At 42.4% G+C, this 24,303-nt stretch carries 18 protein-coding genes; 5 read left to right on the top strand and 13 right to left on the bottom strand.

The genetic code is table 11. From position 1 onward, the window contains the following. Together AC1W6K_RS10485 and AC1W6K_RS10490 are read right to left on the bottom strand one after the other, a co-directional pair. On the bottom strand, positions 1-828 hold an 828-nt coding region (locus tag AC1W6K_RS10485), incomplete at its 3' end, for a glycoside hydrolase family 88 protein (protein ID WP_481947444.1). Between the two features lie 57 nt (positions 829-885). Further along, positions 886-3,711, bottom strand: a complete 2,826-nt coding sequence (locus tag AC1W6K_RS10490) for a PQQ-dependent sugar dehydrogenase (protein ID WP_481947445.1) — start codon at positions 3,709-3,711, stop codon at positions 886-888. A gap of 131 nt (positions 3,712-3,842) precedes the next feature. Between AC1W6K_RS10490 and AC1W6K_RS10495 the strand changes: the two genes are divergently transcribed. Further along, the gene (locus AC1W6K_RS10495) at positions 3,843-4,262 is read left to right on the top strand and encodes a YybH family protein (protein WP_481947446.1); all 420 of its coding nucleotides are present in this window, start codon (positions 3,843-3,845) and stop codon (positions 4,260-4,262) included. Here the strand turns inward: AC1W6K_RS10495 and AC1W6K_RS10500 are convergent. From AC1W6K_RS10500 to AC1W6K_RS10525, 6 genes are all read right to left on the bottom strand, one after another. Continuing rightward, positions 4,259-4,858, bottom strand: coding sequence for a low molecular weight phosphatase family protein (locus AC1W6K_RS10500; RefSeq protein WP_481947447.1), 600 nt, complete (start codon positions 4,856-4,858; stop codon positions 4,259-4,261). The genes AC1W6K_RS10495 and AC1W6K_RS10500 overlap by 4 nt on opposite strands. A 91-nt stretch (positions 4,859-4,949) precedes the next feature. Then, positions 4,950-5,456 (bottom strand): ArsI/CadI family heavy metal resistance metalloenzyme, encoded by a 507-nt coding sequence (locus AC1W6K_RS10505; RefSeq protein WP_481719114.1) that lies wholly within the window; start codon positions 5,454-5,456, stop codon positions 4,950-4,952. A gap of 2 nt (positions 5,457-5,458) precedes the next feature. After that, positions 5,459-5,794: an ArsR/SmtB family transcription factor gene (locus tag AC1W6K_RS10510; protein ID WP_316070152.1), complete on the bottom strand. Its 336-nt coding sequence runs from the start codon at positions 5,792-5,794 to the stop codon at positions 5,459-5,461. Between the two features lie 153 nt (positions 5,795-5,947). Beyond that, complete coding sequence (locus AC1W6K_RS10515) at positions 5,948-7,378, bottom strand: amidohydrolase (RefSeq protein WP_481947456.1); 1,431 nt, start codon at positions 7,376-7,378, stop codon at positions 5,948-5,950. A 4-nt stretch (positions 7,379-7,382) separates the two neighbouring features. After that, the gene (locus AC1W6K_RS10520) at positions 7,383-8,201 is read right to left on the bottom strand and encodes a diacylglycerol/lipid kinase family protein (protein ID WP_481719113.1); all 819 of its coding nucleotides are present in this window, start codon (positions 8,199-8,201) and stop codon (positions 7,383-7,385) included. Continuing rightward, the gene (locus AC1W6K_RS10525; RefSeq protein WP_481719112.1) at positions 8,194-8,622 is read right to left on the bottom strand and encodes a CBS domain-containing protein; all 429 of its coding nucleotides are present in this window, start codon (positions 8,620-8,622) and stop codon (positions 8,194-8,196) included. Before AC1W6K_RS10525 ends, AC1W6K_RS10520 begins: the two co-directional genes overlap by 8 nt. Before the next feature lie 90 nt (positions 8,623-8,712). On the opposite strand from AC1W6K_RS10525, the gene AC1W6K_RS10530 reads away from it, so the two are divergent. The 4 genes from AC1W6K_RS10530 to AC1W6K_RS10545 all read left to right on the top strand — a co-directional run bounded on the left by AC1W6K_RS10530 (position 8,713) and on the right by AC1W6K_RS10545 (position 13,685). After that, entirely contained in the window at positions 8,713-9,429 is a 717-nt protein-coding gene (locus AC1W6K_RS10530; protein WP_481947448.1) for an SDR family oxidoreductase, read from the top strand. Between the two features lie 67 nt (positions 9,430-9,496). Beyond that, positions 9,497-10,804: an MFS transporter gene (locus AC1W6K_RS10535; protein ID WP_481947449.1), complete on the top strand. Its 1,308-nt coding sequence runs from the start codon at positions 9,497-9,499 to the stop codon at positions 10,802-10,804. Then, a complete protein-coding gene (locus AC1W6K_RS10540) occupies positions 10,804-11,751 on the top strand; it encodes a carbohydrate kinase family protein (RefSeq protein WP_481947450.1) in 948 nt (315 codons plus the stop codon). Before AC1W6K_RS10535 ends, AC1W6K_RS10540 begins: the two co-directional genes overlap by 1 nt. A gap of 5 nt (positions 11,752-11,756) precedes the next feature. Continuing rightward, a complete protein-coding gene (locus AC1W6K_RS10545; protein ID WP_481947451.1) occupies positions 11,757-13,685 on the top strand; it encodes an alpha-amylase family glycosyl hydrolase in 1,929 nt (642 codons plus the stop codon). A 217-nt stretch (positions 13,686-13,902) separates the two neighbouring features. Here the strand turns inward: AC1W6K_RS10545 and AC1W6K_RS10550 are convergent, their stop codons facing one another. From AC1W6K_RS10550 to AC1W6K_RS10570, 5 genes are all read right to left on the bottom strand, one after another. Further along, entirely contained in the window at positions 13,903-15,834 is a 1,932-nt protein-coding gene (locus AC1W6K_RS10550) for an FAD-dependent oxidoreductase (RefSeq protein ID WP_481947452.1), read from the bottom strand. A gap of 193 nt (positions 15,835-16,027) precedes the next feature. Further along, the gene (locus tag AC1W6K_RS10555; protein WP_481947453.1) at positions 16,028-18,508 is read right to left on the bottom strand and encodes a hypothetical protein; all 2,481 of its coding nucleotides are present in this window, start codon (positions 18,506-18,508) and stop codon (positions 16,028-16,030) included. Between the two features lie 25 nt (positions 18,509-18,533). Beyond that, positions 18,534-19,985, bottom strand: a complete 1,452-nt coding sequence (locus AC1W6K_RS10560) for a hypothetical protein (RefSeq protein WP_481947454.1) — start codon at positions 19,983-19,985, stop codon at positions 18,534-18,536. A gap of 78 nt (positions 19,986-20,063) precedes the next feature. Then, positions 20,064-21,773, bottom strand: a complete 1,710-nt coding sequence (locus AC1W6K_RS10565) for a RagB/SusD family nutrient uptake outer membrane protein (protein ID WP_481721986.1) — start codon at positions 21,771-21,773, stop codon at positions 20,064-20,066. A gap of 19 nt (positions 21,774-21,792) precedes the next feature. After that, positions 21,793-24,303, bottom strand: a 2,511-nt coding sequence (locus AC1W6K_RS10570; protein WP_481947455.1) for a SusC/RagA family TonB-linked outer membrane protein, incomplete at its 5' end; no start/stop codon positions are given.

Raw genomic sequence — 24,303 nt, forward strand, 5'->3', positions numbered from 1 at the left:
CAATAATGCCCAGCCATTGGCACGTGCCCAATGAAACTCTGGATGTTCCTCCGCATCCACTAAATACCCATGCATGTAGATATTTAAATTGGTATTAAACATGCGTTTGCGGTAGGAATTAAACTGAAATACGGCTTCATCATATTCACCTAATTGCAACAGCGCGGGAATGGCCATGTACACATCGTCTAGCCACATCGTGTGGTGAAGCGGACGTATACGAACGAGCGTTCTGTCCGGTAAACGGTGTTCTTCTTTCAAGATAAAATCGGAAGCGCGTTTGGTGACGAAGGACATGTCGGTTGAAAAACCTGCCTTTTTGGCCTTAATGACGGCCATTCCCATCGCCCCGATGTCATCTAAGGCACGCGGATGGATCAAGCCGTGTAATACATGTTTGGCATCATTTTTCTGCGCGGCTGGAATCGCTGAGGCAATTAAGTTTAAGCGATTGAATACGTAATTTTTGTATTTCGGGGAACCGGTGATGCGGCTAAGCTCCAACATCCCCGAGTAGGTGACACCCCATTCGTAAGAAATCGGTCGGAAATCTCCTTTGGAGAAAACGGTTTGATCTTCGAATGCTTGGCCTGGTGACCAAACAGCCCCCGTCGTTTTATTGACAAATTGATTCGGTGTGGCCACCTCCAAGTAGGAAAACACACGGTTTACGACCGAGAGTACCTCCTCCGGTTTCGCGGCACCGTAGCGGGTTGGATAATCCGCTTGTAACGCATGCAAAGGCGCGGTCGCATCGGACGCAGCAGTGATATTTTTTTGAGCGAATAGGCTCGAGGAAATCAGCAGGAACGCAAAAGTAACACGCATAAAAAAAGGGCTTACGCATCATAAAGACACGTAAGCCCGCTAACTACTTTAAGCAAACTATTTTTTCATCTCAATTCCTTGGATCTGCACCACGATTTGTTGGTCCGCCGCCTTCGGATTTACCGCGACAAAATACACATCATGCTCACCTGTCGTTGCTTGAATCGCAACTTTTTGAATTGGCGTCGTCATTTGTCTACGCGGTGCTTGCTGCGCCGGAGCCCCTCCCGCAGAAACAGCTGCAGGTGCCGCAGTCGCAACCGGTGTTCCAAGTGGCGCACCTTTTCCTGGCGTTGCTGATGCTGGTGGCCCACCAAATCCTCCTTGTGCAACATCAATTGAATTTGTTTTACCAATCACCGGTCCTGCAGGTGAATCCAAATGGATTTCAATCACTCCTCCTGTGGCATTCGCACGCGCTTGCGCAGTCGCAGCAATTTCGATGGTCGATATTCCCGTTAAATCCAAACCTTTATAGCCTATGTGTGGATTTTGACCGACCATGTTGGTTGACCGACCTGGCGTAATCAACTGCATGATACCTTTGGTCACATCCGCTTTTTCAACGTCCAATTGGGGCGCACGTAAGAATACCCACTTCTCCGCTTGAACTGGAGCAATTTTCTTGTTACCCTTATCCACATACGTCGCACGCACTACAAATACACCTTTCGATGATTTCTGTCCTTCTGGTTTAACTAAAGCTAAATCCCCTTTCAAGGCAATTTTATTCGATGCTTTTGGCTCGCTCAAGCTCATGATGTAGGACACCATTTGTTTCGCGTCAGCTTTGGAGATGGCAGGGTGTGCCGACATCGCATGCTCGCCCCAAACACCCATACCACCGACAATCACTTTATCAGCTAATTGGTCGATGATGTTTTGGCCTTTGTATTTTACCGCAACCTCATTGTAGCTTGGTCCTACGGAACGCAGGTTCAACTGGTGACACGACTTACAATCGCTCTTATTGATCAAACGTAAACCAGCAGAAGCAAATAAATCTGAATCCGCCTTGCGGTGACTTTGCGACATTTCAATCGGATCATACCCGAAAGGAATGTAATCCAAGGTTGCCGCTACTGATTCCGCTGCGATACCTTTTTCCAATTCGCCATCTTCCTTATCCGTCACCTTCACCTTGTATTTCGGTGCTGAGTCTGCGAAGTAAAATGATTTGTTGGCTCCTTCGAAATCGATATCTACGATAGGCGCTTCATTACCCACTAAGATTTCCAATGCGGACGAATTACTTGCGCCTTTTGCATCTGTCGCTTTCAAGGTTACGGCATATTTACCTGGATCTTTCAAGGCCAAAGCGGGTGAAGCACCTGCCAATGTCTTAACTACTTTACCCGCTTTTTTCACGGTCCAGGTGTAGGTCAACTTATCGCCGTCGGCATCTTTTGTTCCTTCCGAAGAAAGGGTTGTCGCAAATGGAGCGGAGCCTGCTTTTGTAGCTGCAGTCGCCAAAACCTCCGGTTTACGATTTCCTCCTTGGTATTCAATCTTCACCAAACGCGCATTTTCATTTCCTCTAAACCAGGCAGATCCGTATTCCAACACGTATAAATCTCCTTCTGGGCTGAAATCCATATCGATTGCAGAACCGAAGGTTGTATTTGGCATAACGCGTTCCATTGATTTATAATTACCATTTTCATCCATCGTAACGGCCATAATCCAGCCACGCATGAATTCAACGATCAACCATTTTCCTTCGTAGTACGATGGAAAAGCACGCTTGGCATTGGGAAAATCTGCCCGGTGATATACCGGACCACCCGTTGCCGAACGTCCCGATGAACCCACTAATGGGAATTCTTCCGAAATACCATACGGATACCAAATCATTGCCTTCGTTGCTGGAGGCAATTCGCGTAAACCCGTGTTGTTCGGTGATTCGTTCACAGGAGCAGCCGGATTGAATTTCGGTCCAATGGCCAAAGTTTCAAAATTCACATCGGAATAAGCTTGGTTATTTCCGATGAAATAAGGCCAACCGAAATATCCTGGACCTTTCGCTTGGTTAAATTCATCATAGCCACGTGGACCTTTTTCTGAGTCTACCGAAGCATCTGGGCCTACTTCACCCCAATATAAAAACCCAGTTTTTGAATCTAAACTTGGTCTCCAAGGATTACGGTGACCCATCGTGTAGATCTCTGGGCGAGTTTTAGGCGTTCCTGCAGCAAATAAATTTCCTTTCGGAATGGTATAAGAACCATCTTTCTCTGGATGAATACGTAAGATTTTACCACGCAAGTCATTCGTGTTTGAAGCACCCCGTTGGTCATCCCAATAAGCCTGACCCAGACGTTCATCGATGGGTGCATAACCCTCTGAATTGCTGTTACTGGTGTTATTGCCAACAGTCAAGAATAAATTTCCTGCCTTGTCGAACACCATACCCCCACCAGTGTGGCAGCATTCCTCCCGTTGGGTAGGAACTTCAAGAACAATTTTTTGTTGGTCTATCAACAATTGCTCTTCCTTTAGTTCGATACGTGCCAACACGTGTTTCGCTTCTTTCGGGTGTGCATAATAGATGTATAACCAATGATTTTCTTTGAATTTGGGATCCACAATCACACCCATCACTCCCTCTTCGGCTTCACGAACTTGTCCGGCACGGTTGGTGTATTTCGTATTCGTCACGATCTTCCCAATTGACTTCGTGATTCCGGTCGCGGGATCGTATTGCTTAACATCCCCTTTACGCTCTACGAACACGATGCGTCCGTCGGGCAAAAATGTAAATTCCATCGGCTCGTCGAGTTTGTCTACGAGTACCGACTTAACAAAACGATTTTCATCGGGAGCTTGCGCAAGAGCTGCGAGCGAGGTACATGCTAGCGAAATGGCTAGTAAAAATTGCTTCATGGTAAGTCTAAATTTATTATTTTGCAAAAATGATACAATAATCGGTAAGTTAAAATTTGCTTGGTACGTTTGATACGAAAAACCGACATGTGTCGACAAAATTTTCTTACTTTGGAAAAAAATATTGACCTATGAAAATGATTGCCTTCGTCCTTTTGGCATTCCCTATTTTTGCACAAACAAATAAAGATGTTTCGGATATCAAGTCTGTCCTGAGTACGCAGGAGAGATTGTGGAATGAGGGAAAGATTGAGGAGTTTATGGAATATTATGCCAAAAGCGAGGACTTAAAGTTCATCGGCAAGGCTGGAGTTACCAAAGGCTGGGCTGCTACATTGAAGCGTTATCAGACTAGTTATCCGAATCGGGAGACGATGGGCACGCTGTCTTTTGATATACAGGAAATCGATGTCACGGCTGGCAAAACCGCTTGGGTGCTCGGTCGCTGGAATTTGGCTAGGCCAAGTTTAGGGAATATAGGTGGCTATTTTACGCTGTTAATCAAGAAAATCGACGGCCGCTGGTTGGTGGTTCGAGACCATACCAGCTAGACCCGCGAAAAGACGTAAAACATTTCACTCGCAATCTGACGCGAACGTTCATCGTATTGCGCAGCCTCCTCCGGGGTATCATCAAAGGCTTTTGGATCTTCGTAACGCAAGGGGATTCGCACTTCTGCACCGGGAATAAACGGGCAATTTTCGTCGGCATGGGAACAAGTCATGACGGTAGCGAAACTCGTATGAGGATTAATCACATCGTCATACAATTTCGAAAATACGTTGATGGGACGCGAATCTTGTGTGTGCAAGACGAAGTAGATCGGGTTCGAATGTCCGTGTTTTGAGACGATGAAACCCATGCGTTCCAGTGAGGCAATCGTTCGTTCGTTGCAGGCGGTCACTTCTACGCCACCTGAATAACATTGCGCGGCTAATTGAAAATAATCCGCCGCTGTTTGTGCCCAAATCTGAGAAAATTGCGACCGACGCGAATTGTGCGTGCAGATGAAATTGAGACGGATGGGCTGCTCTTTTTCACGTTTGGATTTGATGTATTCGATCAAGGGCTGAAGAACGGCTTTGCGTTCATCCGTGATTTCCAAGGCTAAAATGGATTCGAGGTTTTCGTTAAGGGTGTTATTCATGTGAAAAGATGGGACTTATTGCTTGAGCTTTGGCACACCTGGCAGGTGTGCCAAAGCTAAGGTATTTATGAATAAAAAAACTGATAATTTATTAACAACATCCGGATCCGGGAGCGCAGGTATTTGCCGACTGCACTTCCGCAATTTTAAGTTTAGGTTTTTCAGCGACCGGCGGCATACAACACGCAGACGCGTCTTGATTTTCATAATGCGGATCGTTGAATTCCGCGTCTTCGTGGAAATAGTAAACCTCCCACTGAACTCCGTCTGGATCTGTTGCCCAAAATTTGTCTTGCACGGCATAGCAACATGAGGTGCCGATTTCCTCTTTGGAAACGAGACCTTGCGCGCGTGCTTGAACTAAGCGGTTGGACATTTCCTCAAAGGTTTCCACTTGAAAACCTAAGTGACCAAAATTGGACTGAACACGCTCCGGATTTTCAATAAAGGAGATGATCAATGATGGACTATCGAGGACGTATTTGGCATAACCCGGTTTTACCTTGGTGGCAGGTTGGCCAAAAAACGTCGAATAAAAATTCACTGATGCCGCCAAATTGCTGACATAAAGTGATACGTGCATACGAGGAAAGCTCATGATTAGCAGCAGTTAGATTGTTGAGAAACGAAATAATTTTCAAAAAACGATCCGAACAATTGGCTAAACTCCGCCCACTTTTCCGGATTAATGCAATAACAAACAGACACCCCTTCAATGGTGCCTTGGATAAAACCAATCTCTTTTAATTCACGCAGATGCTGGGAAATGGTCGCTTGGGCGAGGCCAAGCTCGGAAATTAAATCGCCATTAATGCAGGTTTTCGACTTCACCAAATACTGCAGAATGGCCACACGCGCTGGATGACCTAATACTTTCGCCATTTGGGCGATCGCATTTTGCTCATCGGTAAACAAATCGGTCTTGGTGATTCCCATGGGGATTGATTATTACATTGCAATGTTACGATGAATATCTTGAAAAAAAAAGTCTTGCCGCACCTTTGGCACACCTGATAGGTGTGCCAAAGGTAACAGGCGGCAAAAAGCTACGGTTTAAAAACCCAAAGCCCCGCAAAAAAACTGATAAAATTAATCACGGTAATTTAAGGCAGGCTTGCGGTCGCCCAACAATGATTTGTATTGAAACTCGGCGCCTCCGCGTTTGGTCAACCATTCCGCGCGTGCCTCCTCGATCAAGGCAGGTTTCTTAAATAAATCCATCGCGGTGGCTGCTATCGTGTTCGCAGCAACCATCATCCCTTTTCGGCCAATCGACATACCGCCGGCAGCGACAGCTTGCCAGCTATGCGCAGAGGTACCTGGAACCCAAGTCGCAGCACGCAGGCCAACAGTCGGCACCACCCAGCTTACGTCCCCCACATCTGTAGACCCGCTACCATTCGGATCCGGACGATTCATAACTACTTGATTTGTAGTCGCTAAATCCACTGCCTGCATACCTACGGTTTGCTGTATTTGTTTCGCAAAAGCGAGCTCAGAAGCATTTAGCGTATATCCGCCGGCAGCCTTCATATTAGCCCCCATCACATTTACCAAGCTCTGATTTGGCAAAACCTCATATACACCGCCAATCAATTCCGACTCAAATCGCGTACCCGTACCCAGCGCGGCACCCTCGGCAATTTTCTCCAAACGACTCCACACATCTGCCAAAACTTCGCGGTTAGGCGAACGAACATAATAATATACCTCCGCAAAATCAGGCACGATATTTGGCGCTTTGCCACCATTGGTAATCACATAATGAATCCGTGTCGAAGACGGCACATGCTCCCGCATCATATTCGCCATGTGATCCATCGCCTCTACGCCATCCAAAGCGGAACGACCTCGATCTGGAGACGCTGCTGCATGGGATGACAAGCCATAAAAACGGAATTTACCTGCCTTATTGGCCAAAGAAGATGCCGCTGAAACATTATTCTCATCGTCCGGATGCCAGTGCAACATCACATCCGCTGTACTGAATAAACCAGCCCGCACCATATATACTTTTCCTGAACCACCCTCTTCCGCCGGGCAGCCATATAATTTAATCGTACCTTTTTGACCCGTTTCTTTCATCCAGTCCCGCACCGCAATCGCCGCAGCAACAGACGCTGTACCAAACAAATGGTGCCCACACGCATGTCCCGAATTACCTCCCAAACTACGCTTAGTGGGTATAGAATCCTGCGACAAACCTGGCAAGGCATCGTATTCCGCCATGATTCCTATCACCGGTTTTCCCTGACCAAAAGTCGCCACGAAAGCAGTAGGAATATCCGCCACACCCGCCTCCACGGTAAATCCTGCCTGACGCAAGGTTTCTTGCAGCAACAACGAACTTTGCTTCTCCTTATACCCTACCTCGGCATAATTCCATATTTTTTGAGCGATTTGCCCATATTGAGTTTCCCGCTCGGCTAAACGTGAAAACACTTTTTTCTTGTCCAGCTCTTGGGCTTGAATCGACATGGCTAAGCAGAAAGTGGCGCATGTCAAGAGTAATTTTTGCATCATATTAGATAGGTTTAATAAAATCAAATTTAGCGGGAAGAACTCGAAATTCAAATGTGTTGGATTCCAATACTTCTCCATCCACCTGCGCGCGCAAAACTCGATCACACGAAATGGTTTGTTGGCATATCCGCGAAAATCTCAAAAAAGGCAAACCCACATGCTTCCCCGACTGAATAATGGGCATATAAAATAAACGCTTCCAAACGGGCAAAGGCTCACAAATCATCATATCCAATTCCCCATCTTCGATCGACGCCATGGGAAAAAAATGAAATCCGCCCCCCGCACGCGATGAATTAAACACCATGCATAAAAAGACGGGAAGGCCTGAAATCCGATAATGCTTAAATCTAAACAAGGCAGGAATTGCAGCCAAATAATAACCCAAACCACCTTTGATATGGCGTATCGCCTCCATCGAACGTAAGACCTCTCCCTCAATTCCGATCCCTACACCATTTAAAAATAGCATCTCGTTCACCTGCCCCGCATCGAATCGCCCACGAACACCAGCCAGAATTGAAGCCAAATGAGCTTCACGCGAACAATCCCCAAAAAGTTTCCAGTAAAAATCATTCCCCGTTCCCCCTTTGAATAGGCCAATCGGCAAGGAACAGGTCGGATAACGATTCACAAAATAATTAAACGTTCCATCACCACCCATCACCCAAACTTCATCATATCCTTCCAGAGTGAATGGCCACTCCCGGTCAAAGACCATGATTTGATGCGCAGGACACTGCTTCAAAACCCAGCTTACATAACTGGCTAACTCCTGTTGCTTGTGGGGATTAATTAAAAAGGCAACCTTTTTAGGCATGTATGTAGTTTTTCAAGTGTTCAATTGTTTCCAAATGATCTTGAATCGTCGCTTTGATCAAATCATTACTAGAGATAATGCCTACTAATTCCGCATTTTCAACAACAGGAAGGTAGCGAATGTTTCGTTCCGACATCAAAATCATACAAACTTCGATAGAACTGCCCAACTCTACCCCAGGCAAATCCGTTGACATGATTTCTGCAACCGTTGTATCCGATGAATTCTTATCCAATAAAATCACCTTGCGTGCATAATCACGCTCTGTCAAAATACCGCGGTATTGCCCATGATCCATGACCACAACTGAACCCACGTTACTATCTTGCATCAACTGCAAAGCCTCAATAATCTTTGCATCCGAAGGTATGGAAATCACAGTCGCATCCTTCTTGGTTAAAATGTCTTTGACCTTTTTCATGATATAAAAATTAGAATTGTATAAATTAATAGAAAAATAATTCAATAAACAAGCCAAAATCAATCCGCTTTATTTTAGTAAGTTTGAAACATGAACCAAAACTACCCTACCGCCATCATAACCGGCGCTTCCAAAGGAATTGGACGTGCACTCGCCCTCCTACTTGCCGGACATAATTTCCAACTCAGCCTCATTGCACGCAATCAAGGCGAACTCAAAGACCTCGCCGCGGAGATAACGGAAATTGGGCACCGACCACTTTATTTTGCCGGTGATATTGCCGATGAAGCCTTTGTCACATTGGCCATCGAAAAGACCGCACACACCTTCCAAAAAATTGACTTCTTAATTAACAATGCGGGCGTTGGCGCTTTTGGGCCAACCGAAAGTTATACGAGCGAAAAATGGGATCAAGTTTTTGACACCAATGTGAAAGGCACTTTTTTGTGCACCCAACACGTCCTACCCCACATGAAAGAAGCGAAAAAAGGCCACCTCATCACCATCGCGTCCGATGTAGCGAAACGGGTTTTTGACGGTGGTTCGTTGTATTGTGCCTCGAAATATGCCCAACATGCCTTCACCGAAGCCGTGCGCAAAGAAGTCAGAAAAGATGGCATCAAAGTTTCTACCGTGTATTCCGGTTTAGTTGACTCCCATTTTCATGCAGACCCACAAGGCGATCCATCCCACGCGGATTGGTTGAGGCCTGAAAATATGGCCGACAGCATCTATTACATCATGAATCAGCCCGCGCATGTCGTAATCGACGAACTAATGATTCATCCTTTATCGCAGGAATATTAGGCAACAGTCTAGTACTGTTTGCGCAAAAACATCCGATTATTTAAATTTAATCTGAAAATAAACCTAAATGTCTATAAATAAACCTACGCTAAGCTTTAGTCAGATCATCAACATGAACGTTGGTTTTTTCGGCATTCAATATAGCTTCGGACTCCAGCAAAGTGCGGTTAATCCCATATATGATTTCTTAGGGGCAAGTCCAGATGAAATACCCTTATTGAATTTAGCGGGACCGGTGACAGGTTTATTGATTCAGCCCTTCATTGGTGCCCTTTCCGATAGCACCTGGCATCCACGCTGGGGACGCAGAAAGCCCTATTTCTTTATCGGGGCACTTTTATGCAGTATCTGTTTACTCTTGTACCCATTCAGTTCGTCCTTGTGGATGGCCGCTAGTTTATTGTGGATATTGGATGCTGGGAATAACACCGCAATGGAACCCTATCGTGCATTTGTGGCCGATAAACTCAATGAGGACCAGCAGCCCACAGGCTTTCAAATGCAAAGCTTTTTCACGGGTTTTGGCCAAACTTTAGCCAATTTATCGCTCTTCATTTTCCCTTTAATTTTTATCGGAAAAACCGGCTCCCTACCTACTTGGGTATATGCCTCCTTCTTTTTAGGAGCGATTTGTTCCATTGGATCGATTTGGTGGAGCATGCGGACAACGTCGGAAATTGAACCCACAGCCGAGGAACTTGCCCAGATTCGGGCGCGCAAAGTCAGTGTGACGGAATCGGTTGTTGAAATTTTTCAAGCAATCAAGGTCATGCCAAAAGTGATGTGGCAATTAGCGTTGGTATATTTATTTCAATGGTATGCCTTATTTTGTTATTGGCAAAATTCCTCCAAAAGCATTGCCTTATCTGTTTGGAATGCAACACCGAAAGATAACCCGGAGCTATATGAAAAAGCGGTATCCTGGACCGGTTTAGTCAACGGATGGTACAATATTGTGACGTTTTTATCCGCTTTAGCCTTAGCGAATTTCGCCAAAAAATACGGAGCCAAATCCGTGCACATGATCTGTTTATTGCTAGCCGCCATCGGATTTCTGGCGTTTCCACACATCGAAAACAAGAACCTGTTATTCTTTGCGATCTCAGGCTTTGGTGTTGGCTGGGCCAGCATGATGGGCATCCCCTATTTATTTGTTGTCAGTGACATCCCCAAAGAACGTTATGGTGTCTACATGGGCATCATCAACATGATGATTGTGATTCCGATGATCTTACAAAATATCTCTTTTGGGTATATTTTAAAGCACTTTTTAGACAACGACCCTAGAAATGCGATTACCTTTGCAGGCGTGTTATTGGCCATTGCTGCCGTAGCGACAGCTTTTATTAAACCATCCCCAACCAAACTAGCCTAATGAGTGTATTGTGTATTGGAGAAGCCTTGATCGATATGATCTGCACCGACAAAGGCGCGAGCTTATCAGACGGACAAAATTTTCTTAAAAAACCAGGTGGTGCGCCGACCAATGTAGCCGCGGCAATCGGTGCCTTAGGTGGCTCCGTGGCCTTGTCTGCCAAAGTGGGCAATGACCCATTTGGCAAACAATTAAAACAGGTGATGGCTGAATTCCACGTGAATACAGACCATGTTCATTTGGATTCCAAGCACTTTACCACCTTTGCTTTTGTCTCCTTAATGCTGGACGGCGAACGCGATTTCGTGTTTAACCGAGGAGCAGATGCGGAATTAACCGTGAACGAAGTCAATCAAATCGACCTAAGCCAAACGAACATTATCCATTTCGGATCTGCCACCGCATTTCTAGATGGACCTTTAAATGCTGCCTATTATCACTTATTGAACGCCGTGAAAAACGAAGGCAAAACAATCAGTTTTGATCCCAATTACCGGCATTTGTTGTTTGGCGACAAACAAGAAAGCTTCATCAAACAATCGTGGACATTCCTGAAACAAGCGCATTTCACCAAATTAAGTGATGAAGAAGCAATGCTCATTACAGGAAAAAATTCCCTAGAAGAAGCAACAGAAAACTTACTAAACAATATACCTGGCGTATTTACAATTACTCTAGGCAAAGAAGGAACGCTTTTGGGATTAGGTGGAAAAACCTACATCATTCCGAGTATTGCGATTAAGCCAACGGACACCACCGGTGCGGGTGATGCGTTCGTGGGTGCCGTCTTATACCAGTTGGATGAAGCATCCTTAAATCCTTCGAATTTAGGATTTGAAGGTTGGAATAAAATCATCCAGAATGCCAACAAAGCCGGTGCGCGAACCTGTGAATATATGGGCGCGATGGAGGCATTTAAACATTTGAATAACAGTATTTTTAACTAATATCCGTGTACAACCCAGCCCTTCAAAAAAAGCTCCATGAGCTAATCAAATCGCATAAAATCAAAGATGCCACTTTTCAGGAACGCTTCACGGCGAACCTGGATGATATATTTACCCATTTTCACGGCATTTACGGGTCCCACCCCTTAGCGGCAGGATTATTCGAAACCTTATTAAATTCCATTTGTCAGGCGCACCTCGATCGATCGGATGCGTTAAAAAAGCGGGACACCGACAAGGAAAAAAAAGGCACGTGGTTCTTGAGTCAAGAACTGGTGGGCATGAGTTTATATGTGGACCGCTTTGCTGGTCAAATCAATAAGCTCCCTTCTAAACTTCCTTACCTCGAAAAACTAGGTGTTAATTTCTTGCATTTGATGCCCTTGTTTAAAAGCCCGGAAGGGGAAAGTGATGGCGGCTATGCGGTGGAAGATTTCCGAGTGGTCGAAGATCGCTTAGGAACAATCGATGATTTACGCGCGTTTCAGGCTGAATTGCAAGCAAAAGACATGTATTTGATGATTGACATCGTGCTCAATCATACCTCGCATCACCACGAATGGGCGAAGTTGGCAAAGAAAGGAATCAAAGAATACCAGGATTATTTTTACATGTACGATGATCGCCGCACCCCAGATTTGATGGATGAGACAATGCCTGAAATTTTCCCGGAAAGTTCACCGGGGAGTTTTACGTATGATGAAAAAGCCGACAAATGGGTGATGACTGTGTTTCATCAGTATCAATGGGATTTGAATTACACGAACCCGCGCGTGTTTGTGGAGATGCTTGGCAACGTATTTTTCTATGCCAATTTGGGCGTGGATGTAGTGCGAATCGATGCACCGGCATTCATTTGGAAACAAATGGGAACGACGTGTCAGAATCTTCCGGAGGCGCACCAACTACTCCAATTGATCAAAATGTGTGTGGAAGTGGCCACGCCGGGCATGGCGATTTTGGGCGAGGCGATTGTAGCTCCGGCGCAGATTATGGAGTATTTTGGTACGGGGAGATACGCAACGCATGAGTGTGATTTCGCCTATAATGCCACGCAAATGGCCGTGCAATGGGATGCGTTGGCGACAGGAGATATTCGAATTATGAATAACGCCCAACATGAATTACAGCGTAAACCATTAGGAGCGACGTGGTTGACTTATACCCGTTGCCATGATGATATTGGCCTGGGATATGACGACTACATGATTGAGCATGCGGGTTTTACTCCGTATGATCACCGGATGTACATCAAAAATTATTACAGCGGGACCTTCCCGGGTACGCCAGCGCGCGGTGCATTGTTTGCTATTAATCCAAAAACGCAGGATGCGCGTTTATCGGGATCTTTGGCATCCTTGTGTGGGTTGGAGTCAGCGATTGAGGCCAAAGACTCCGCACTCATTCAAACGTCGATCGATAAGATTATATTAATGCAGGCACAATCCATGTTTGTGGGTGGCTTACCGATGTTGTTTTACGGAGATGAAGTGGCCTATACGAATGACTATTCCTATTTACAAGATCCAGGAAAAAGCTATGATAATCGCTGGATGCATCGGCCGAATATCGACTGGAAACGGGCGGAACTGATAGACAAAAAAGGAACGATTGAACAACAGGTTTTTCAATCCATGCAGCGGTTGATTGCCTTGCGTAAATCCTTGCCGGTTGTGGCTGATCTCAAAAATACCCGTTGGCTCGAAGTCCACAACAACTCCGTCATCGGATTCGAACGTTTTCTAGCGGGCGAAAAAGTATTCTTTATATTCAATTTCAGTGCTTCACCGCAGGCGCTAAAGTGGTATGTATTGAACAGCTTTGGTTCTCGTCCAGCTCAAGTGACTGATTTATGGTCGCAGGAAACGTTACAGGTGGGCATGGATCATGAGTACATGCATTTTGCCCCGTATCAATTTAGAATTTTGAAGTAGGTAGAGGCGTGATACCTCGCGTCTTCAACATGCGTTCCAAACAAAAACCTCCCGAGAATTTCTCGAGAGGTTTTGAAGAACCAGAATCAAAATTGTTTTATCCAACCTTAATTTAAAAACTAATAAAACGATCTTATCTAAACTTTTAAACTTAAAAAGTAACCAATTATCAAGTAGCGTTATTTCTTACAAAAATATACCTATTAACTAGTAATGATTAGGCCTTATTCTTTCCTGGAGCGCTCAACAACTTGATTAATTCAGGCAAGTATTGCTCGTATACTTGACGAGGACTTGCGGAATTTTTCACGCAGATCGAGGCTGCTTTACCCACAACTTCACCCATCATACCACATGTCCTCATGACACGTACTGGACCTAAACCAGTCTTGGTAACGCTGATATTACGTCCTGCCATAAATAAGTTTGAAATATTCCGACTGTACAACGTGCGGTAAGGAGCCCAATACAAATTGCCATATTGATATTCTTTTCCACGCGTATAATCAGCTACAAATTCATTCCCCTCAAATCCAGATTTAAACTCTGTTTTGGGCGTATGTAGGTCCACATGCCAAGAACACGGGAATGATCCATCTGAGAATTTCTTCTGAGATTTGAAATCTTCTGCATCTAAAACAACGTCTCCCATCAACCTTCTTGATTCTCTTTTTCCTGCGATATAAGCAGACCAGCCTAAGCGGTGATTGGGATACATTTTATCTACATTTTTGATAGCATCCCACGCACCATACATGGCTCTGAAATTATGATCGCGAATCAATTCAATATCATTGACTTGGTCTTTGTTGAAACCACTCTCCCAATACCACATATTTGCAAATGATTGCAAGCCTTCTTTACCGAAAGTCTTAACACCTTTTCTACCCGGGAATGGCATATCTGTCAAATCTAATGCCCATGGACATCTTGGAAAAGGTTGTGCATAATTGCCCACTTCACATTTTAACGCCAAAGCACTCTTATCCTTGCATTCACACTTGAGAACTTCCTCTTTATTGGTCGCATCAAGCACATTAAACAAATTAGTGCTTCCCATTAAGTTCTCAACTTTATACTCATAATCCGCTCCAGCTTTAAAACCTAACGTCGCATCACCCGTACAATCCGCAAAATAAGATGCTTTTAATTCCAAGTGTTTGGATGTGCGTAAATGCTGAATTACTATTGACGTTATTTTATCTCCTGTTTTCTTAACTTCAATCGCTCGATTCTCAATGAATAACGTAATATTAGGCTCCTGAATTACCTTTTGATATTTCAACTCATCATCGTAGTATTCAGCACTTACCCCATTAAATACTTGACCTGTTCCTTTTGTGATGTCTGGTAAAATCTCTGATACGATATCTCCAATATGTGGATAAGGCTCTTTATTCGTATGACCCTCTGGCCAAACACGAACTTCAGAACTGCCATTGCCCCCAAGTACCGGACGGTCTTGAACAAGCGCCACTTTAGCACCATTTCTTGCGGCTGAAATCGCAGCACAAGTACCAGCTAAACCACCACCAACAACAATAAAATCAAATGAGCCACCAAATTCCGGATTTTCAGGTAATCCATTCAACTTGCGTCTAAATTTAGTCAACGCCTGTATGTCATTCGTAGGCTCAAAATTTAAGTCTTTACAGAATAAAATAGCCTCACATCGACCTTCAAAACCAGTTAAGTCGTGTAGTGCAAGTTTTGCGCTTTTGCCAACTTTTATCGTTTTTCCATCATGCCAATGCCAGTCGGCACTTTTTGTACCAAACACTTCCTTAATAGGCTTGCCATTTACTTTTAACTGAAACTTACCTGGAGCACCTGGCGCATTCCATGGAGCAACCCAGTCTTTGGTACGAACCCAAACACGATATGTCCCTTCTGAAGGAAAAGTTATTGTGGTAGTTGCATCTTCAACAGGAATGCCTAATCCATGGGCCAATAAATAAGGACTGCCCATTCGCTCCATGGATTGTTGGTCTATATTCCAGCCTCCAAATTTTTCAAATTGCTCTGCTTCAACAAAAACAAATTCATTTGAATTTGAATCATATTTTGATCCAAAAGCGTTAGCCATATTACCAGCTAACAACATTAGGCTAGTATTTCCTAATAAGCCTACAAAATTTCTTCTTTTCATAATGGATGAATTTTAAACGAACAAATCACATCTATAATTAATACTAAATAAAATTTAAGTCTTTACCATGGGTTTCGTCTATTGCATAAAAGGCCGCTATGATGACAGGAATACTGAAAAGTTTAGATAATTTATCATAATTTGTCATAAATGTCATCGACGGTAACTCGTAAAAATAAAATGATTAAATCAATTACCTATATGTCAACCAAGTTGTCGCCTCACAATTTTTATCGGCTGAAAAACGAATCCACCGAGCCTGAAAATCAGGAGCAAACGTATATTCAAAAGTTTCATTTGGCTTAACTGATACCTCTTTAAATGTCATCCAAGGGCCATGGCCAATCGGCTCAACTTCGATTTTAAACTTAACTGTTTGGTTTGATTTATGTGAAATTTTCAAGCTTTTTTTATCGTAAAATCCAATTAAATAAGGATCAGATTTCGTGTTTGCTACAACTTGTGAATTTTTCCATGGACCACCTTGACCAAGCGGTTTTCCTAATTTCCAAAGATCATCAATGGTCCCCGCCCAAACTTTTGCTTTCCCATCAGTAGACGTGATTATGTGCTCATTACTTAAATTTCCATGATTAATTCCAGTCATAACTAATAAACCACGATAGGATGCATAATCATGTACGGATAAAGCGTGTGACGCCACAGGTCTAATTTTAGCATATCCATCTGCATTCTCTGCAGGAAGCTCATAAAATGTACCATGTGCATTCAATAAATCACGTTCAGTAGCCACTTCCCGGTCAATACGCATCGATCCCGATTGAATCTTATTCGTGAAGTTCTCGTTCCCTTTTGGCAAACGCCATCTTCTTCCCGCATCGTCCACAACTAAAACAGACGCTTCCTCCACGATAATTGCATCTTTAGAAATTTCAAATTTTGATCGAATAAAATCAGCCGTTTTCGGATCCTCTTTGCGCGTCAAATGCATGGCACTATCCAATTCATAGTAACCTACTTCATTGAATTTACCCTTAGCAAAATCCCCTGCCAAAATTCCAAGTTTCCGACGTTTATCACCAAGGGCATATAAAAGTCCTGCTGAATAGTCATTCCCAGCAATGGGACTAATTCCCGCAAATATTTTATCAGCGCCTGCTACAAATCGCGTATCATCTGTGTAATTAAAATGGACAGTTGCTGTCGTAGATTTATTTGATTTTACCATAATCCACTCACCTACTTCCGTGGACGGAAAAGAAACGCTTGATGAGCTACCTGCTTTCACGACAACGCTTCGAATTTTTTTCCAAATACCTTTCCCCGTTGCATCCACTTCAAAACTAAATATCACATCTTCATCACCCGCATTTGATATCCATGCCATTCGCTTTTGCCAGCCAGCAAATAAGAACGGCTCTGAACTAACATTTGCCTCTATTTTTTCTGAAAGCCATACTGCGCCTTGCGCAGTATTTGGGCCCAATTGGTCCGGAGTCTCGACTGAAGTAAACCACAAATTTGAATTCGATTGACCTGGACCTTCTATATTTCCCTTAGCTTTTCGTTTGTTTAAAAATTCTTTTTGTGCCGAATCGTCACAGCCAAAAACCAAACCGCCTTGCCAACGAGTGAAATCTCCAATCACTTTTAAATAGGCAGAACGGGGACGAATTCCAGTTGAATTTAAGATAGAAAAGGATTGAGGAAAATGCCAAAACATGCCATGCATTGTCATCAAATACTCGGGCATTTCAGGCGTACCTACATCCCGAATACGCGGCCATTCTGTATTCCAGCCGTGCGCACCATCATAACTATGGCTAGCTTTAGGAAGTCTAAAAAAGGACCATTTACCTGACCCTCTTACCCCTACTAATACAGATTTATGATCCCAACCTGTAGCCCAAATAGCATCCATTTCTGGGTTCTTATTTCCATAAATTCCGCCAGGACCAGATACTTCAACAAATTGATTTCGGCGAATCACCTTCCAATCTTTCCCATCCCACTCAGATAATGAACCCGATTCTATGTCAAATTGCTTAAGTGCCTTGTCTCCAGACTCGCCATTATTTGAATATACCATTACGCCCTGACCAGAATAAAGTCCTTTGCCATGGGCACCAGGCAATAATGAACTGCTAGAATTATTGGCTATATCATTCGTCTTTTTTTCTTTTAAGTTGCCGTCTTGATAAAGTAATTTGGTGCTCAGATTATGTACATCTACTTCATAAAAACCTTCCTCCATTGTACCTAAGAGTAATTTGTTTTGTGGATTTTTTAGATCTCTTGCTAAGCCCGTATGTCGCCCAGGAGCTTGAGTGTAAGGAATGGTCCGAACATTACCGCTTGAATTAATCGCATAGGGTCCAATAAATAACTGATTACTTTCCCGGTGAATCATTCGATTCGCTGGAGTTCCTCCAATACTTTCTGGTCGAATCAACCGATCTAACCTTGTGTTAATCTCGTACAACTTATCAGACGAACCAAAAGGCAAATGTGGCCCATATGTGATAACCCATAGCTTATCAGCCCAAGGTACTACAGCACCTGTCCCACATTCTCCTTCATTATTATAATAAGCTAAATGCGGGTAGATCCCGCTAAATTGAAGATATGATGACTTAGGTAAAGATTGGGCATGTGAATTGATGGCAAATAACCCTACAATTAAACAAGACAACAACGATTTCGATAGTGACATAAAACGAAGATTAACGAGTAAATATTTATTTAAAAGTAAAGTATGCACTTCCAATACAATCTTTATTTGAAACCAACCGAATCCATTTGGGATTAAATGATTCTGAAAAATCTATATTTTTTAATTCATTTGCTTTAACTGTAATCGTTCTATAGGTTTTAAACTCACCATTTCCCACCACATCTGCTTCAATTGAAAATGTAACATCTACATTACTTTTATGCCAAATGTTTAATGATTTATTGTTAAAATTAAAGGTCAAAAATGGATCAGAGGCTACATCTTTTTTGATTTCTGAATCAAGCCAAACCCCTCCCTCTCCTTGCAATTTGCCAAAATTCCACAAGTCATCCGTTTTTCCAAACCATAATCCTGCCTGAGCTTGCCCAGCTAATGGATTATTGTCATAACCACTACTGAAACGCATGGGTGTAGCCTGGTTCCCGCCTAACACAAGCATTCCGCGCCAACTACAAAAATCGGGAATGACGCGTAGGTGAGAGGAAATAGGTTTAATTGCCCAAAGTTGATTTCCGTACGTATGATACCCAATCTCATAAAACAACCCATGACAATCCATAAGAGCTCTTTCTGTTTCTACTTCTCTGATTCGCATCCATTCGGTACAGCTTGTTTCATCAAAAGTGCGGCTTCCTTTGGGTAAGCGATATCTTTTCCACTCTTTAGTTGAAGGGAAATAAACATTCATAAGAACAGATGCCTTGTCCCATCCTGTAGCAATCATAGGTTGACCAAACGCTCCTGCACTCCAAACTTCTGTAAATGCTGTTTTTTCTAAGATTTTCCAAGTGGCACCATCCCACTCAGCCAAACGCCCAGCAGACCATGCGCCATTGTAATCTTTTTCGTTATAACTATTATTCGTGATAACTACCCTACCATGTTTCGTGAATCCAGATTTGAAATGTGGTTTCGAACCAGCGGGTTCCTTCAACTCATTCATCAAATTAAAAAGTTGTTTTGACTTTAATGTGGTAACATCAGCCTCAAAAAACTCTCCTTCCATAGACAAGAAATATACCTTATTGCCAGGGTCTGTTAAATGTGCCATGGTCGCGGAAAGTCTAAAGTTTTTTAGGCCTTCAAAAACCCGAACATTACCCAATGTGTCTATGGCATAGGGGCCAATAATTAATTGATTTGAAGGGGCATGAATAAATCGATTGGCATAAGTCCCGACGATGCTTTCAGCCCTTTTCTTTAATTCCATTTGATCATTTATTTCATACAGACCAGTTCCGGAACCGGATGGAGATAAATGTGCAACGTAAGTTATTACCCAGAGACGATTAGCCCAAGGCATTAAGCCACCCGTACCTGCCTCAGTCCTCGGGCTGTGATTTGCCACCATAGCGAGTTGAGGAAATACACCACTAACGGATGTATTTTTCTGTCCAAATACATGAAGAGGAATAAATACAATTAACAACAAGAGGGAATTAAAGTAAATTCTCATTCGTATTAATTAAAAATAAATGAATAAAAAATAATTAAAATAAGCCCACATTTGATGAATGTGGGCTTAGAATAGAGATTAATACCCTTCGTTTTGCTTCATATTCTTATTAATTTGAATCTCTTGTGTAGGAATTGGCCACAGATATTGACGATTATTCCAGGTAGTTGGAACCAAGTTCCTTATCAGACCTGTTTTTGCCATCTCACTGAAATCAGGTGTCCCATCTTCATCAATTTTAGGTGTACCCGCAAAAAACCAAAGATTTTTATCTACAATTTTTTCTTTTAAATCTTTAGGATCTAGTAACCCATAGATTGGTCGGTTTAAAACTTTTTCAGCTAAACGCCAGCGAACCAAGTCCATGTACCTCACTCCCTCTGCAGCAAGTTCCATTCTCCGTTCCATACGGAGTTGCTTCCTAAGCTGAGCTTGGTTACCATTTTTAATTGCTGGGTAGTTTGCATCTGTTAATGTAACTTTATAAGCCCTAGCTCTAACTAAATTCATAGCGTCTAGAACAGATTTATCGATTTCATTTAATTCAATTTTAGCTTCAGCATACATTAATAGAATATCAGCATAGCGTATAATTATTTGTTCTGGCGCTATTCGTCTTCCATTTTGTAACCACGAATCGTCTATTCCTTTTTTCCAAACTAGCCCATTAAATGAGGCAAATTGGGCATTTGCGCGGTTATCATTATTAGTTACTTTAGAATTACTGCTTAACCTAGTTACCTGTATTGCAGTTGGATTAGGATCGTAAATAAATCCTAAATGAGCTGTTCCAAATTCAACAATAGTTGCCGTACAACGAGGATCTCTATTTTTAAATGGATTTCTTGGGTCATAAAGTGGTGAAACATCAATGGTATTTCCATCTTTACACAGATAAGAACAAAATAAATCCCATGTTGGATTCGCTGCCGCGAATCCACCTGAGTTTCGTGTAATCTTATCTGAGGTTGGCCCAATTGTTATATTTAACTCCAAAGAACGTGGAATTGAAAATATAACCTCCTTGGAGTTCTTTGTACTCTGAAGAAATAAATTTGCATAATCACTATGTAGTTCGTATTGACCCAAATCCATACAAGCTTTTGCTGCTTCAGCTGCAACTCGATAATCTTTTTCATATAAAGCATGCCGCGCTTTTAACGCCATTGCACTTCCTCTACTCACTCTTTTTACTGCTGAGGTAGGATACGAAAGGGGTAAATTTTTGATAGCAAAATCAAAATCCTCGTAAATTTTAGCAGTTACTGTTTTTTTGTCTGTTCTTCCTATCGCATAGGCCTCCTCGATACTAATTACATTATCGCTGTAGACAACATCTCCGAATTTAGTTACCAACTTGGAATATTGAGCTGCTCGATGAAAGCGAGCTTCTGCTAAATAAACGTCCAACTTAGCTTGTGACACTTTACTCTTAGTTTCTGCACTATTCAAAGCCGAAATTGCTCGATTAGCTCTTGCAATCGCTTTGTAACAGTCTCTCCACAGATTAGTAGAAAATACAGACTGACTTGTTACCGTTCCTGCTTTTATTTGAGACAGCGACTGACGGTAAAAACCATCATCTGACAAAAAACTATTATTAGTGCCATCTTCGTCCCATTGCCACCAATCAATACGGTAGAGGTCATTAAGAGCGAGTTGTATTTCAACTTCGTTAGAGTACCATTTATCAGCAGAAGGCTCAGCTAATGGGTACAAATCCAATGAATTTTGGCAGGACGCTAATATAAGTAAGCTTAAGACTGCACTATATATTTTTGCTTTCATGATATTGAAATTTTAAAAATTAAAAACTAATATTAAATCCACCCATAACAGTTGATACGGTACCTATTCCTTCAGGATCCCATCCTTTTAGGTATTTGTTTGCGGTAAAAATATCAGTGGCATTCACAAATATTCGTATGTTTTTAGACATGATTTTTTGCGAAATTCTAGCAGGAACAGTATATCCGATTGTAATATTCTTTAATCGGAAATAACCACCATTAAATAACCAAAAGTCTGACATGGCTCTATTTAGTCCTTTATTTGTCTCCGTAAATCTTGGATATTTAGCTGCTAAATTTTGCTCAGGCGTATTATTCAAACTCCAAGTACTTCCTCCATCTAAATAAACCGGAAATACTCCCCAGTTTTCTGCATTATAGTCTGTAAATGAAAGGTTAGACACAGCTTGATAGCCAATACCTTGGAAGGTGATCCCTAAGTCAAATCCTTGGTAATCCAGTTTTATATTACCGCCGTACATCCATTGAGGCTGTGATCCTCCCAATAATACACGGTCATATTCCGGCGATATTTTACCGTCTGGCACCCCATTAGGACCACTTATGTCCGTGTATTTGATATCGCCAACTTTTACATTATTACTTAGCTTGGCCGAATTAGTTACCTCCTCTTGCGTTTGATAAATTCCAGCTGCACGATATCCATACCATTCATCAAATTCACTTCCTAATTTTTTAATTCTATCACCTAAGAATTCTGTTCCCCCTAAGTCTCCCATGATTGATTTGAATTGCGAAAGATTTGCAGAAACTGAATACCTTAATTTCCCGATGTTATCCGTCCATCCCAAATCTAAATCGATACCTTTCGTTGTCATTATCCCCGTATTTTGATTTGGGTTTTCAAAACCTACGAAAATGGGAATTTGTAAGGCGAGAAGCATATCCTTGGTTTCTTTAAAATAGCCATCTACGGTCAACTTCAAACGATTCTTCATGAAATATGCATCAAAGCCGACATCCGTTGAACTAGTTTTTTCCCATGAAATATCTTTGATTGCATATTGAATTTGAGCTGCTGTTTGTTGCGCATTAACGATGTTGTTTTGGAAAAACAGGGCATTGCCAAAACTCATAATACCGATTGACGGATAATTACCAATTCGCTCATTTCCAAGTGAACCCCATGAAGCACGCAACTTTAGAAATGAAAGAACATCTTGTGATTTCATGAAAGACTCCTCACTCACTACCCAACCCGCAGATATCGATGGAAAAACTCCCCAACGATAATCTTCATTAAATCTTGAAGAGCCATCCCGACGAATATTAGCTTGCACTAAATATTTGTCTTTGTAACTGTACGTTGCGCGTCCAAAATAAGAGCGATAAGCTGTTTCGAATGCAGTACCAAAATTATCGCGCAATGCAGCCGGACCTTGATTCAAGAAAGGATATGTATCGAAAAGGTACTGGTCACGCGAAGCACCCATGGATTCTGACTTAGAATAAAAATTTTCGTAACCTGCTAAAACTGTAAAATCGTGGTTTCCAATAGTTTTTAGATAATTAGCTAAAAGCTGGGTAGTCAAATTAATATTTGTTGATCTATTTTCATCCAAGCGTGTAGTCAAACCACCACTTATTAGCGTGGCAACAAACTGATTTGGATTATCCGAGGCAAAAGCATCAACTCTTTTATTGAATCTTTTTTGATAATCAAAATCAAAAATAGGCGCAAGAATAGCTGACAATTTTAGCCCATCAATGGGTTTAATATCCAATCCAATTCTTCCACCCACTTGGTTGAAATTATTATCATTTGTACCACCATATTTAATCTTCGCATAGACGTTTTCTCCTGCTTTACCATCTGCAATTCGACCATCCGCCCAAAGTGCTGGGTAAATAGGTGATGAAATTCGTACCCTTCCCAACGGATCATTCGCAGTTGGATCAGTTGTATTCGTTCGTTTAAAATTAATATCAAGTGTACCACCGATGTACTTGTTAATCGTAAAGTCATTATTTGATCGAACAAAAATTCGACCGTAGTCTTTGTTTTCATAGAAACCTCCTAGCTTCTCATAACGTAAAGAAACGCTTGACTTAACAAATTGCGAACCAGCGATAACGCTTATACTATGCGCCTCTCTCGGTGCTCTTTTGTTTAGTGTCAAAGCCATCCAGTCCGTATCAGGATATCTATCAGGATCAGAAATATGTTTTTGATTGTAATCCTTTACTAAATCTTGACTGAATGTTGGAAATTTATTAGCTCCATTACCTGCATCGTTCCAACGAAGTTCATTGACAAGTTCCATATACCTCAATGAACGCATATATTCAGGCAACTGTGTAGGCATATCTACTCCATTTTCGTAACTATATTGAATAGATGCCTGGTCAGTTTTAGCTCGTTTGGTTGAAATCAAAATTACACCTGAAGCAGCTCTAGAGCCATAAATTGATGCCGAAGCAGCATCTTTTAAAACCGAGAGAGACTCAATATCATTCGGGTTGACTTGATTTACATCAGCAACTGGAACACCATCGACAATTACTAA

Source organism: Aquirufa sp. (genome assembly GCF_964796385.1).

Coding starts and splice junctions, on each gene's coding strand:
- AC1W6K_RS10490 (WP_481947445.1), bottom strand. CDS start 3,711: ATGAAGCAATTTTTACTAGCCATTTCGCTAGCATGTACCTCGCTCGCA.
- AC1W6K_RS10495 (WP_481947446.1), top strand. CDS start 3,843: ATGAAAATGATTGCCTTCGTCCTTTTGGCATTCCCTATTTTTGCACAA.
- AC1W6K_RS10500 (WP_481947447.1), bottom strand. CDS start 4,858: ATGAATAACACCCTTAACGAAAACCTCGAATCCATTTTAGCCTTGGAA.
- AC1W6K_RS10505 (WP_481719114.1), bottom strand. CDS start 5,456: ATGAGCTTTCCTCGTATGCACGTATCACTTTATGTCAGCAATTTGGCG.
- AC1W6K_RS10510 (WP_316070152.1), bottom strand. CDS start 5,794: ATGGGAATCACCAAGACCGATTTGTTTACCGATGAGCAAAATGCGATC.
- AC1W6K_RS10515 (WP_481947456.1), bottom strand. CDS start 7,378: ATGCAAAAATTACTCTTGACATGCGCCACTTTCTGCTTAGCCATGTCG.
- AC1W6K_RS10520 (WP_481719113.1), bottom strand. CDS start 8,201: ATGCCTAAAAAGGTTGCCTTTTTAATTAATCCCCACAAGCAACAGGAG.
- AC1W6K_RS10525 (WP_481719112.1), bottom strand. CDS start 8,622: ATGAAAAAGGTCAAAGACATTTTAACCAAGAAGGATGCGACTGTGATT.
- AC1W6K_RS10530 (WP_481947448.1), top strand. CDS start 8,713: ATGAACCAAAACTACCCTACCGCCATCATAACCGGCGCTTCCAAAGGA.
- AC1W6K_RS10535 (WP_481947449.1), top strand. CDS start 9,497: ATGTCTATAAATAAACCTACGCTAAGCTTTAGTCAGATCATCAACATG.
- AC1W6K_RS10540 (WP_481947450.1), top strand. CDS start 10,804: ATGAGTGTATTGTGTATTGGAGAAGCCTTGATCGATATGATCTGCACC.
- AC1W6K_RS10550 (WP_481947452.1), bottom strand. CDS start 15,834: ATGAAAAGAAGAAATTTTGTAGGCTTATTAGGAAATACTAGCCTAATG.
- AC1W6K_RS10555 (WP_481947453.1), bottom strand. CDS start 18,508: ATGTCACTATCGAAATCGTTGTTGTCTTGTTTAATTGTAGGGTTATTT.
- AC1W6K_RS10560 (WP_481947454.1), bottom strand. CDS start 19,985: ATGAGAATTTACTTTAATTCCCTCTTGTTGTTAATTGTATTTATTCCT.
- AC1W6K_RS10565 (WP_481721986.1), bottom strand. CDS start 21,773: ATGAAAGCAAAAATATATAGTGCAGTCTTAAGCTTACTTATATTAGCG.